Origin of the sequence: Enterococcus sp. AZ040 (assembly GCF_050499185.1) — a bacterium.
GTDB classification, from domain to species: Bacteria; Bacillota; Bacilli; order Lactobacillales; family Enterococcaceae; genus Enterococcus_D; species Enterococcus_D entomosocium.
Genome location: NZ_JBMHEW010000001.1, coordinates 2,944,331 through 2,956,822, shown reverse-complemented (window position 1 = coordinate 2,956,822; position 12,492 = coordinate 2,944,331). Strand labels below are relative to the sequence as shown.

At 44.5% G+C, this 12,492-nt stretch carries 8 protein-coding genes; 6 read left to right on the top strand and 2 right to left on the bottom strand.

Going from position 1 to position 12,492, the window contains the following annotated elements:
* The first annotated feature begins 1 nt into the window (after position 1).
* Both IGK63_RS13530 and IGK63_RS13525 read left to right on the top strand, forming a co-directional pair.
* Positions 2-2,257 (top strand): glycoside hydrolase family 3 N-terminal domain-containing protein, encoded by a 2,256-nt coding sequence (locus IGK63_RS13530; protein ID WP_016612899.1) that lies wholly within the window; start codon positions 2-4, stop codon positions 2,255-2,257.
* A complete protein-coding gene (locus IGK63_RS13525) occupies positions 2,254-3,639 on the top strand; it encodes a glycoside hydrolase family 1 protein (RefSeq protein WP_016612898.1) in 1,386 nt (461 codons plus the stop codon). Before IGK63_RS13530 ends, IGK63_RS13525 begins: the two co-directional genes overlap by 4 nt.
* Positions 3,640-3,708: 69 nt before the next feature.
* Here the strand turns inward: IGK63_RS13525 and IGK63_RS13520 are convergent, their stop codons facing one another.
* The gene (locus IGK63_RS13520) at positions 3,709-4,569 is read right to left on the bottom strand and encodes a MurR/RpiR family transcriptional regulator (RefSeq protein WP_008379484.1); all 861 of its coding nucleotides are present in this window, start codon (positions 4,567-4,569) and stop codon (positions 3,709-3,711) included.
* A 216-nt stretch (positions 4,570-4,785) separates the two neighbouring features.
* Here IGK63_RS13520 and rpsO point away from each other — a divergent pair, with 216 nt between their 5' ends.
* From rpsO to celB, 4 genes are all read left to right on the top strand, one after another.
* The gene (rpsO, locus tag IGK63_RS13515) at positions 4,786-5,055 is read left to right on the top strand and encodes a 30S ribosomal protein S15 (RefSeq protein ID WP_005228072.1); all 270 of its coding nucleotides are present in this window, start codon (positions 4,786-4,788) and stop codon (positions 5,053-5,055) included.
* Between the two features lie 294 nt (positions 5,056-5,349).
* Entirely contained in the window at positions 5,350-7,467 is a 2,118-nt protein-coding gene (pnp, locus tag IGK63_RS13510) for a polyribonucleotide nucleotidyltransferase (RefSeq protein ID WP_008379486.1), read from the top strand.
* Positions 7,468-7,686: 219 nt separating this feature from the next.
* Positions 7,687-9,087 carry a glycoside hydrolase family 1 protein gene (locus tag IGK63_RS13505; RefSeq protein ID WP_008379488.1) on the top strand — a complete coding sequence of 467 codons (1,401 nt, stop codon included), beginning with the start codon at positions 7,687-7,689 and terminating at the stop codon, positions 9,085-9,087.
* A 2-nt stretch (positions 9,088-9,089) separates the two neighbouring features.
* A complete protein-coding gene (gene celB / locus IGK63_RS13500) occupies positions 9,090-10,430 on the top strand; it encodes a PTS cellobiose transporter subunit IIC (protein WP_034872146.1) in 1,341 nt (446 codons plus the stop codon).
* 81 nt (positions 10,431-10,511) lie between these two features.
* Here the strand turns inward: celB and IGK63_RS13495 are convergent, their stop codons facing one another.
* Positions 10,512-12,434, bottom strand: coding sequence for a heavy metal translocating P-type ATPase (locus IGK63_RS13495; protein ID WP_051154593.1), 1,923 nt, complete (start codon positions 12,432-12,434; stop codon positions 10,512-10,514).
* Positions 12,435-12,492 lie beyond the last annotated feature (58 nt).

Sequence of the window (12,492 nt, the reverse complement as noted above, 5' to 3'; positions counted from 1 at the left end):
AATGGAGAAGCATATGATTGAGACACTTTTACGGCAAATGACGTTGAAAGAAAAAATCGGCCAGCTGAATCAGCGTCTGTATGGTTGGGAAGTTTATGAAAAAACTAACGGAAAAATTATGTTGACTGAAACCTTTAAAAAAGAAGTAGCTCGTTTTGGCAGTCTTGGCTGGATTTACGGCGTGTTTCGAGCTGATCCTTGGTCAGGTAGAAATAAGCAAACAGGCCTGACGACCACGGAGTCCTATGAGCTATCCCTTATGATTCAAACTTATTTGCAGGAGCACACTCGGCTGGGGATTCCGGCCCTTCTCAGTGAAGAGTGTCCTCACGGGCACCAAGGTTTAGAAGCGACGACGTTTCCGGTCAATTTTAGTGTTGGTTCTAGTTGGAATCCAGAGCTGTATCAAGCGGCCCAAACCATCACTGCTCAAGAGATTCGGGCAAAAGGAGCCCATGTTGGCTTGGTTTCCGCATTGGACATTGCTAGAGATCCGCGTTGGGGGCGAACTGAAGAATGTTTCAGTGAAGATCCGTTTTTAACCAGCAGCTTTACCAAAGCGGCCGTCAGAGGATTACAAGGATCAAAAACAACGATAGAAAAGCAGAACGTTTTAGCGGTATTGAAGCACTTTGCTGCCCAAGGTGCAGGAATGGGGGGACACAATGCAGGGCCAGTGGCAATCGGTGATCGGGAATTCCGCGAGATCCATCTGCCACCAATGAAAGCAGGGATTGCTGCTGGGGCCTTGGGGTGTATGGCTGCATACAATGATCTAGACGGTATCCCGTGCCATGCCAATGCTTATTTGCTGCAAGATGTTTTACGAGAAGAAAGTGGCTTTACGGGAATTGTGATGGCCGATGGGTGTGGGCTGGATCGGATTGCTGACTGGCTGGGGAGCCACCCACAAGCGGCCGCCAAATCCTTGACCAGCGGTGTGGATGTTAGTTTATGGGATGAAGTTTTCCCAGTGTTAGAAGAAGCTGTCCTTGAGGGGCTACTTGCGGAAACGGCGATCGATGATGCAGTCCGTCGTGTGCTTCTTTTGAAAGAAAAACTTGGCTTGTTTAAAGAAGCAACGCCCCGTGTTTCATTGCCCCGTAAAGAAAAGGCGCAACAAGTTGCCTTGAAATTGGCGGAGGAATCGATTGTTTTACTAGAGAACAATGGTATTTTGCCTTTGAAGAAAACGCGACAAAAGATTGCCGTCATCGGTCCTCACGTTAAACAGCTCTATCATCAGCTGGGGGATTATACGCCATTCAAGGAAGAAACAACATGTACGACCCTTTGGGAAGGTTTGACCAGTTTAAGTACGCATCAAGCTGACTTCTTCTACGAGAAAGGCTGCGAAATCTCTAGTGGCACACTGGCTCAACGAAGGCAAGCCTGTCAGATTGCAGAAAAAGCGGATGTCGTCTTAGTGACGATCGGCGGCTCCAGTGCCCGTGATTTCACAACGGATTTTGACAAAAACGGTGCCGCCTTAAGGGGATCTCAGGAAATGACCAGTGGAGAAAACATCGACTTGGCTACCCTCGATTTGCCGCAATGCCAGTTGGATTTACTGTTTGCGTTGAAGAAGAGTAAAAAGCCGCTGATTGGGATCGTGATTTCCGGTCGACCGCATTGCTTAGCTCCTTTGCAAGACTTGTTCGATGGGGTGCTTTACGCTGGCTATCCCGGCCAATATGGAGGGGAAGCGATTGCTCGGATTCTTTTTGGTGAAACGGTACCTAGTGGGAAATTAGCAGTTTCTATTCCTGATACAGTTGGACAACTGCCTGTCTGTTATAATTATCGCAACACAGCGTTTCAAAAAGACTACCTCGATCAAAAAGGCGCACCAGTATATTCTTTTGGTTATGGTCTTAGTTATGCCTCTTTTATTTGCAGCTCGGTTTCGGCTGAATATGCAGGGGAAGGCATTATCGTCAGTGGCACACTTGAAAATCATTCTACTGTGTCTGGTAAAGAACTGGTCCAATGCTATCTAAAAGAGTATACAAAAGCATATGTGCCGAGGAAAAAAGTCTTATGCGGCTTTCAAAAAGTATGGGTGCCTAGTCAAGGACAAGCAACTTTTCAACTCGTGATCGGTGAAGCATCATTGCAGCAGCTGGCAATTTCCTTGGAAGAAACAACATCGTTTTGTCTGGAAGTCGAAACAGCAGGTCAGCAGTATCGATTTGTATTTCAACGGTCCAACCCTGACCGCACGTGGCAGGTAATTCAGAAAGGAGCAAAAGAATGATTCACTTTCCAAAAAACTTTTTATGGGGAGCGGCCGCGTCAGCACCGCAAACCGAGGGGGCCGCAGTGGTTGACGGCAAAAGTCCCTCTACATGGGACAAATGGTTTGAGTTGGAGCCGTCACGCTTTTACGATGGTGTCGGACCAAGCGACACCTCAAATACCTACTATCAATACCGGGAAGACGTAGCAAACATGAAGGCCATGAACTTGAATTCCTATCGGACATCGATTGCATGGACCCGCTTATTACCAGATGGAAAAACATTGAATCAGACGGCAGTCCGGTTTTATCGGGCATATTTTCAGGAAATGCTGGATCAAGGCATCGAACCGATCATTAATTTGTTTCATTTTGACATGCCTTGGTGGCTGATGGAAAAAGGAGGTTGGGAGGCGCGGGAATCCGTGGACCATTTTGCATTTTATGCAAAAACTGCTTTTGAACAATTTGGCGATTTAGTGAAAAAATGGGCGACCTTTAATGAACCATTGGTGCATATTGAATGTGGGTATTACGGAGATGCTCATTGGCCGCAAGTGCGTGATTTCAAGCGGGCAATTCAAGTTGGTTATCATACCTTGTTAGCCCATGCGAAGGCAGTTGCTGAGTTTCGTAAAATCGCACTTCCTGATGGAGAAATCTGTATCATCTTGAATTTGTCACCTGTTTATCCAAAAAGTCAAGAAGCGGCTGATCGAGAAGCCGCTGAATGGGCAGATCTCTTGTATATTCGCAGTTTTTTGGACTGTGTCGTTTATGGACAATTTCCAGAAAAGCTAACGAGCTTATTCAAGGAGCATCAATTGTCCCCTGAATATGAAGCAACAGATGCGGAAATTTTTCGTGAAAATACCGTAGATTTTATTGGTTGCAATTATTATCAACCGTTGCGGATCCAAGCACCACTTCCGCAGAAGGCAGCATCCGGTCCCTTTGAGCCACGTCAGTTATTTCGTGGGTACGATTGGCCAGAGAAAAAAATCAATCCTCATCGCGGCTGGGAAATCTATCCAGAAGGGATTTACGATATCGCGATGCGTCTAAAGAATGACTATCAAAACATGCCATGGTTTGTTTCCGAAAATGGCATGGGGGTATCTGAGGAAGAACGGTTCATGGACGCCACGGGGCAGGTCAATGATACGTATCGGATCGCCTTTGTTGAAGACCATTTGCGTCAGCTGCATCATGCAATCGAAGACGGGTCTCCTTGTTTCGGTTACCATATGTGGACCTTTATGGATTGCTGGAGCTGGTTGAATGCATATAAAAACCGTTATGGGTTTTATCGAGTGGATTTGAAAAATGACTTCAAGCGTTATCCCAAAGCGTCCAGTTTTTGGTTGGCAGAAGTAGCTGCCAAGAATGCCCTTGATTGATCAAAGTGTCCTTAGAAGAAAAAATACCGCAGGAAAACTTTCCTGCGGACTTCTTTGGCTATGAATATTTTATAAATACTTCTCACGAAAATCGGCAATGGCTTGGCGTGAGGCATAGATATTGCGTGCCAGCTTTTCATTCTTGCTTAAAAAGACATAGAAAAGGACATCGACCGCCAATAGGTGGGCGATAATCGAATTCGTAGCAGCACTACGTTGGTTGGCTTCTTTGGAACGGGACACTTGCAGGGGAACATCCGCCAACTTTGTTAACGGATTACTGCCAAATCGGGTGAGTGACAGAATCGGGACGCCAAGATTTTTAACGATTTCTGCTAAGTGAACCATCTCAGGCGTGTGTCCACTGTTGGAAATGACCCAGAGGAGACTTTTTTTCTCGTTTTTGACGAGTTGCGGCAACAAGAGATTGTAGTCATTTTCAAACACGACGATTTTGCCTAAACGGGTCCATTTTTGTTGGATATCTTGTGCGATCAATGAAGAAGCACCGATCCCGCAGACAAAGATTCGCTCACGAGTCGCGATCAGTTCAGCGGCAGCCAACATCAGCTGTTCTTCTAACAATTGAGCCGTCTCATTCATAGTCACCTGTGCATTGTGGCTTAATTTAGATGTGATGGCATGAAAGGGCTCATTTAATTCAACATCGGCATAGCCCAAGTTTTCATTGGCATTTTGGCGCAAGCCGGATTCCGCAGATAATTGTATTTTTAAATCTGTCAAACTAGCAAAGCCGGTTTTTTTCGCAAAGCGTACGACAGTCGGCGCACTGATCCCAGTGGCTTCTGCTAATTGACTCGCAGTCATCGACGGCACTTTTTCAGGATTGGCCTCCATGAATGCGAAGAGTTTCTTCTCAGAAAGCGATAATTCATTTTTCATGCTCTCGATTCGGGAAAGAACGCTCATCCTTACACTTCCTTTAGATAGAGTAGTATCCTCAGTATAACATAAGTTTTGGAGGAGCTTTCAAAAGAAACGAAAAGAATAGGTAGATAAACTTGCTTTTTTACTTAGAATCAAGTAAAGTAATTACGTGTGAAAAGCACAGTACCTGTTACTTGGTTTAACGAATCACCAACGTTTTACTCAGTCGCAGGGGAAAAAGAAAAAGAGGTGAAAAACATGGCAATTTCAAAAGAACGCAAAAACGAAATCATCAACAAATTTGCACGTCATGAAGGAGATACTGGTTCTCCAGAAGTTCAAATCGCTGTTTTAACAGAAGAAATCAACCATTTGAACGAACATGCACGTATGCACAAAAAAGACCACCATTCATACCGTGGGTTGATGAAAAAAGTTGGACATCGTCGTAACTTATTAGCTTACCTACGTCAAAAAGACGTACAACGTTACCGCGAATTAATCCAAGCTTTAGGATTACGTCGTTAATCAAACAAAGAAAAGTGAGGTTCAACCCGAATCTCACTTTTTTGCTATGAATCACTGCGACTGCAGTGTCGGCTAAAACAGCTGATGCAGTCTGACAGGTGATCTCGAGTCATCTAAAAAGTGAAACACCGAAAGAGCGGCCTTTTGACTGGTGAATCAAAAAGCGCAGCTAAAAAGAATTTTGGGTCCTTGTAAGCAGCATCCTACTAACCAAATGAAAGCAGCGGAACGACATTCCGATTTTTTCATTTGTTTAGTAGTGACTTGCTGGGATCCGATGAAAAGGAGCAGAACATGACAGAAAAACAAGTATTCAAAACAACTTGGGGCGGCCGCCCATTAGAAGTAGAAGTTGGCCAATTAGCCAAACAAGCAAACGGAGCTGTATTGGTTCGTTATGGCGATACGGTTGTCCTAAGTGCAGCGGTTGCATCTAAGGAAGCAAAAGATACCGACTTTTTCCCATTAACAATCAATTACGAAGAAAAAATGTATGCCGTAGGGAAAGTACCTGGTGGCTTTATCAAACGGGAAGGACGTCCAAGTACGGAAGCAACCTTGACTGCCCGCTTGATCGATCGTCCGATCCGTCCAATGTTTGCGGAAGGTTTCCGTAACGAAGTACAAGTAACAAACATCGTAATGAGTGTTGAACAAGATTGTACGCCAGCAATGGCGGCAATGTTAGGTTCTTCTTTAGCATTGTCTATTTCAGATATCCCGTTTGACGGACCGATCGCTGGTGTTGATGTTGGTCGGGTCAATGGTGAGTACGTCTTGAATCCAACAGTAGAACAAGCAGAACAAACTGATATCGAATTGACAGTAGCTGGAACGAAAAAAGCTATCAACATGGTTGAATCAGGCGCGAAGGAAGTTTCTGAAGAAGACATGTTAGGTGCGTTATTATTCGGTTTTGATGCTATCCAAGAATTGGTTGCCTTCCAAGAAGAAGTTGTCGCAGCTGTGGGTAAACCAAAAATGGAAGTCAAATTGTTACAAGTAGATGCTGACTTGAAAAAAGAAATTTTCGACGGCTACTACCAAACAATGAAAACTGCTGTTATGACTGAAGAAAAATTGGCTCGTGAAGACGAGATCGATAAAGTCAAAGACACAGTGAAAGAAGTGTATGCAGAAAAATTTGCTGGACATGAAGAGGAAGCACAATTCTTGAAAGAAGTGAAACAAATCGCGGAAGATCTTGAAAAAGATGTGGTTCGCGAATTGATCACCATCGACAAGATTCGTCCGGATGGCCGTCAATTAGACGAAATCCGTCCATTGGCATCAGAAGTTGGCTTATTGCCACGTGTTCATGGTTCTGGTCTATTTACTCGGGGACAAACCCAAGCATTGTCTGCTTGTACATTAGCACCTTTAGGCGAACACCAAATCATTGATGGATTAGGGGTTGAAGAATCAAAACGATTCATCCACCATTACAACTTCCCTCAATTTTCTGTTGGTTCGACTGGTCGTGCCGGCTCACCAGGACGTCGTGAAATCGGTCATGGTGCATTAGGCGAACGTGCCTTAGCACAAGTGATTCCTGATGAAACAGACTTCCCTTACACAATCCGTCTCGTTGCAGAAGTATTAGAATCAAATGGTTCTTCTTCTCAAGCAAGTATCTGTGCAGGAACCTTAGCATTGATGGATGCAGGGGTGCCAATCAAAGCACCAGTTGCAGGTATCGCAATGGGACTTGTATCTGATGGTGAAAACTACACGATCTTAACTGATATTCAAGGCTTAGAAGATCACCTTGGCGATATGGACTTTAAAGTTGCTGGAACCAAAGATGGGATCACTGCGTTACAAATGGATATCAAGATTCAAGGAATCACTGAACAAATCTTGACAGAAGCATTAGATCAAGCGAAAAAAGCACGGATGGAAATCTTAAATGAATTGACATCAACATTGGCTGCTCCTCGTGAAGAGTTAAGCCAATACGCACCGAAGATCGAAATGATCCAAATCGATCCTGCGAAGATCAAAGATGTAATCGGTAAAGGCGGCGACACCATCAATGGCATCATTGATGAAACTGGCGTGAAAATCGATATTGATCAAGACGGAAAAGTTTCGATTGCTTCTGCTGATGCAGAAATGATCCAAAAAGCTATCAAGATCATTGAAGAATTGACGAAAGAAGTAAAAGTTGGCGAAGTGTACCTTGGGAAAGTTGTCCGTGTTGAAAAATTCGGTGCGTTTGTCAACTTGATCAAAGGCAAAGACGGCTTAGTTCACATTTCACAACTTGCGAACGAACGGGTCAACAAAGTAGAAGACGTTGTCAAAGAAGGCGACGAAATCTTAGTGAAGGTCACAGAAATCGACAAACAAGGCCGTGTGAACCTTTCAAGAAAAGCACTATTGAACGAAGATAAAGCAGAGCAAAAATAAGCTGCTATTTCTAAATTATCGCATTGAAAAGCAAAGTCTAGGAAACTAGACTTTGCTTTTTTTTTGTCTAAGTAGCACATCTTCAAAAGGGTCTTACTTGACAGGAGTTATTTTTTGCTTTAGTGCGAAAAATAAGAGATAATTCAGAATATTGTCTTTGCCATGCAAGCAATAATTCTAAGATGTTAAACGCATCTTATTTAGGATAAGGAGTACGATATGAAACAAACATTTCCAACTGATTTTTTATGGGGAGCATCGATTTCCGCTCACCAAACCGAAGGAGCGTATCAAACCGATGGCAAGGGACTGAGTGTCCAAGATACTCGTCCAAGAGACAACCACAAGATCGCGGATTTTACTGTGGCTGTCGACCATTACCACCAGTACAAAGAGGATATCGCCTTGTTAGCAGAAATGGGGATCAAAATTTTCCGTTTTTCGATCGCTTGGTCGCGAATTTTTCCAGAAGGGCGCGGTACTATTAATCAAAAAGGATTGGATCATTACAGCGATGTCATTGATGAATTGCTGAAACACGGCATTCAGCCCTTTGTAACGTTGAACCATTTTGACTTGCCGCAAGCATTGGAAGACGAAGGCGGCTGGACAAAACGCAGCACCGTTGAGGCATTTGCCGCATACGCCAAAACGCTGTTTACAGCCTATGGGGATCGAGTGACGCACTGGCTGACGATCAATGAACCAAATATCATGCTGTTGGTGGATCAAAAAATATTAGGGAAAAAGATTCCATTATCAGAAAAATACCAGCAATTTCATCACCTGATGATCGCTGAAAAATATGCTTTCGAAGCGTGTCATGAAATCGTACCGAATGGCAAAATCGGACCGGTGCCGAATATTTCGTTGGTCTATGCGGCGACTAGTCGACCAGAAGACAACCAAGCGGCGCTGTATTTCAACAGTGTCCGGAACTGGGCGTACCTTGATTTCGCCTGCTTCGGTCGTTACAATACGGTCTTTCAAGATTATTTGAACCAAAACGGCCTCACGATTGACTTTGGTCCGGAAGATGAGGTGTTGATGAAACGGGCTCTGCCTGACTTTGTCGCAATGAACTTCTACACCACGGTGACAGTGGAGCAGCCGACGGAAGCTGGGGACATGAAAAACGGCATCAGTGATCAGCAAAGTGAAGACATTATGGAGCGTGGTTTTTACAAAGGGTTCACCAATACGTTCTTGAAGAAAAATGCCTTCAATTGGACCATCGATCCCTTGGGACTGAAAACGACGTTGCAAACACTTTATGATCGTTACCACTTGCCGATCATCATTACTGAAAACGGCTTAGGGGCCGAAGACCATCTAGAAGCAGATGGCGCGGTTCATGATCCGTACCGTATCGATTATTTGTCGCAGCATATCAATCAATGCTTAGCCGCGATCAATGCTGGGGTGGATCTGATCGGATATAGCCCGTGGTCTGCCATTGATTTGATTAGTGTGCATGAAGGGATTCGAAAACGGTATGGTTTTATTTACGTAGATCGCAATGATGCAGAGGAAAAAGAACAAAAACGAGTGAGAAAAGACAGCTTTTATTGGTATCAAAAGCTGATTGAAGAAGGGGCGATCCCTTCGTTGGAGGAGTAATGATGACAAGTGTTTTTACCTTTTTAGAAACGCGTTTGATGCCGCCATTGAATAAGTTGGCGAATTTACGCTTTATTCGCGCAATCATGCAAGCTGGGATCATTACGGTCCCTTTTACGATCGTCGGATCGATTTTTTTAATCATCAATAATTTACCACAAATCATTCCACCACTGGCTGGCTTTTTCGAACAAACGATTTTACGATTTTCACCGCTTTATAGTGTCGTAACTACCATGTCTGTTGGCTCGATTGCTGTTTTTTATTGTTTAGCAACAGGGTATTATTTAACTGAGATCTATCATAAAGAAGAGCATTTGACTATGAGCAGTTTTGTAGGGGCGTTATTAAGTTTGTTTGCCTTTTTAATGACGATCGTCCAAGTCGATATCACAGATGGTGCGGCACAATTGCTGCAGTCAGAGAGCGAAACCGCCATTGTTTATAATGGGGTCGCTTTAGGCGGTTGGATCACTCGCTTCAGTGGAGTAGGGATCTTCATCGGGATTATCACTGCAGTACTTGCTACGTCAGTCTATCGTTTTTGTGTAAAAAGAAAGATCACCATCCAGATGCCTGAAGGGGTTCCTGATGGAGTCAGCAAAGCATTTGCGTCATTGATCCCAGCGATTTTGATTGCCTTTTTGATGGTGGCGATCAATGGAGTACTGGCGGTTTTCCACACGGATCTTCACGGATTGCTATCCAAACCATTTGAATTCGTGAAGGAGTTGACGGGTTCGTGGTTAGGAATCATCGTGATTATGCTCCTTATCCATCTCTTATGGGCAGTGGGGGTTCATGGGACGGCAGTTATAAAAAATAGTTTCATCAATCCCATCCTATTGGTGGCTCTAACTGAAAATATCGATGGTGCCAATAATATTTTTGCTGGGGATTTTGTGAACATGTATATTTTTATGGGTGGCGCAGGAAGTACACTTGGATTGGTTTTATTGATGCTGTTTGTGGCAAAATCACAACAGCTCAAAGTCTTAGGAAAAGCAGCGATCTTACCGGGGCTTTTTAACATCAATGAACCAGTGATCTTCGGGGCACCGATCGTCTACAATCCGTATTTGATCATCCCCTTTATCGTAACACCTTTGATCAACGTGACGATTGCTTACTTTGCTAGCTCGTTTGGCTTTGTCGATAAAGTCATTACGGGAATTCCCTGGATTTCACCGGTGGGCATAGGGGCGTTTTTAGGAACCGGCGGTGATTTCCGAGCCATCCTGATCGCTTTGATCAACTTAGGGGTTTCCATTCTCTGCTATTATCCATTCTTTAAGATGTACGATGGCAAACTCTACACGGAACAACTTGCCAATCAAGCATAAGTAGAAAAAACAGCAAAACGCCCGTTGATGGACTTCTAGTGAAGTGCCAACAATGGGCGTTTTTGCTAGTGCAAATAGTGGTCACGTATGCAAAGACTGTTGATACAAGACACAATCATCGCAATCTTTGCGGGTTGGTTTGGCTTGCTGGGGTGTTTCTTTGTGTAATGGCAAAAGCATACGCAACCCGTTTAAGATAACTAAGATCGTGCTTCCTTCATGACCCACGACCCCTAGAGGTAGCGTGAGAAATTCAAGGAAGTTTGAAGCGATCAGCAACAAGATGACACTGATAGAAAAGACGATGTTTTGTTTGATGATCCGCTGTAATTTCTTAGCCAAACGGTGACTGTCGACCAAACGCAGCAAATCATTTTTCATCAAGACGATCTCCGCCACATCCATTGCGACATCTGTTCCTTCGCCCATCGCGATCCCTACACTTGCGGTCGCTAAGGCGGGGGCATCATTGATCCCATCACCGACCATCGCATTGATTTGGTAGGTTTCTTTCATTTCTTTGATCCGAGTGGTTTTCTCATCAGGCAGGCAATCACTTTCGTAGTCAGACAAGCCGATTTCTGCGGCGATCACTTTGGCAGTACCTAAATGATCACCCGTCAGCATCGTCGTGTGAATTCCTTGCTTATTGAAGTAGGCAAGACTCTCACGAGCTTCAGGACGGGGCTGATCCAATAGTGCTAAATACCCTGCTAATACACGGTCACGATTGATATAAATCAAGGTTTTTCCGGCTGCTTTCAATTCTTGGATGCGGGTTTGTTCACTGACAGCAACAGAGGTTAGATCGACTTCTTTTCCAATCGTCCAATGGGCAGCTTGGTAAGTGGTGGCTAGACCGACCCCCGCTTGTTCTTCCACTGCTAATTCCAATGGTCTTTCATCGTGGAAATACGCCAAGATCGCTTCAGCCAATGGGTGATTTGATTGTTTTTCCATCCCAACAATCAGTTGGGGGATAAACGGTTCATCCAGCAATAGATGAACATCAGTGACAGCAGGTTTGCCTCGAGTCAGCGTTCCGGTTTTGTCAAAAGCGATCGCTTTGACATTGGCAAAGGCATCCAAGGCTTGTCCGCCTTTGCATAAAACGCCCAAACGAGCAGCGTGAGAAATGGCTGCTAACGTCGCAGGAGTAGCAGAGGCGACTAAGGCACAAGGGGATGCCACTACTAGTAAGACCATGCCACGATAAAAACTTTCTTGGAACCCCCAATTCGTGAAAAACGTACACAAAACGATCATTAGTGGGACGGCGATCAGGACGATCGGCACATAGATCCGTTCGATTTTTTCGATCAGGGTCGCCGTTTGACTTGGCATTTGCTGCGCTTCTTCCACCAATTGAATGATTTTTGCAAAGCGGGTGTTTTCACTCGTTTGAGTAACTTCAATGTACAATGGCTGCCCAAGGTTGATGGTTCCCCCAAAGACTTCACTGCCTAAACGTTTCTCGACAGGAATGGATTCGCCACTGATGGCCGCCTCATCAACACTGCTGGTTCCTTGGATCACGATACCGTCGATCGGGATCGCACTGCCTTTTGCCACCATAATCGTATCTTTTAACTGAAGGGCTTCGACTGGTACTTCGACGAGCTCCCCAGATTCAATCATTTTTAAGGCAGTCGTTGGTTGCAGTGCCATTAATGAACTAATTTCTCGCGTACTTTTGTTGGTCGTATATTCCTCAAGGGCACCGCTCAAACAAAAGATAAAGGTCAGCATCGCCCCTTCAAACCAATGCCCAATGATACAGGCACCAATGGCGGCTAACGCCATCAGTAGATCGACGTTCAACCGTTTGTCGTGCACCAATTCTTGCGTGCCTTCCCAGGTTTGTTTCCAACCCCCGGCAAGAATCGCTAACAGATAAGGGACAAAGCTATAAGGAATGGAAAAAGATGCCATAAGAAAGCCAGTTGCCATCAATAGCAAACAAGCAATCGTTGAAAAAACAGCCGACGATTCGGATTTACTCATAAGAAACGCCTCCTTTTGAATGTAGTCTATGAATGAAAAAACCGATCCTTTTCTCAAG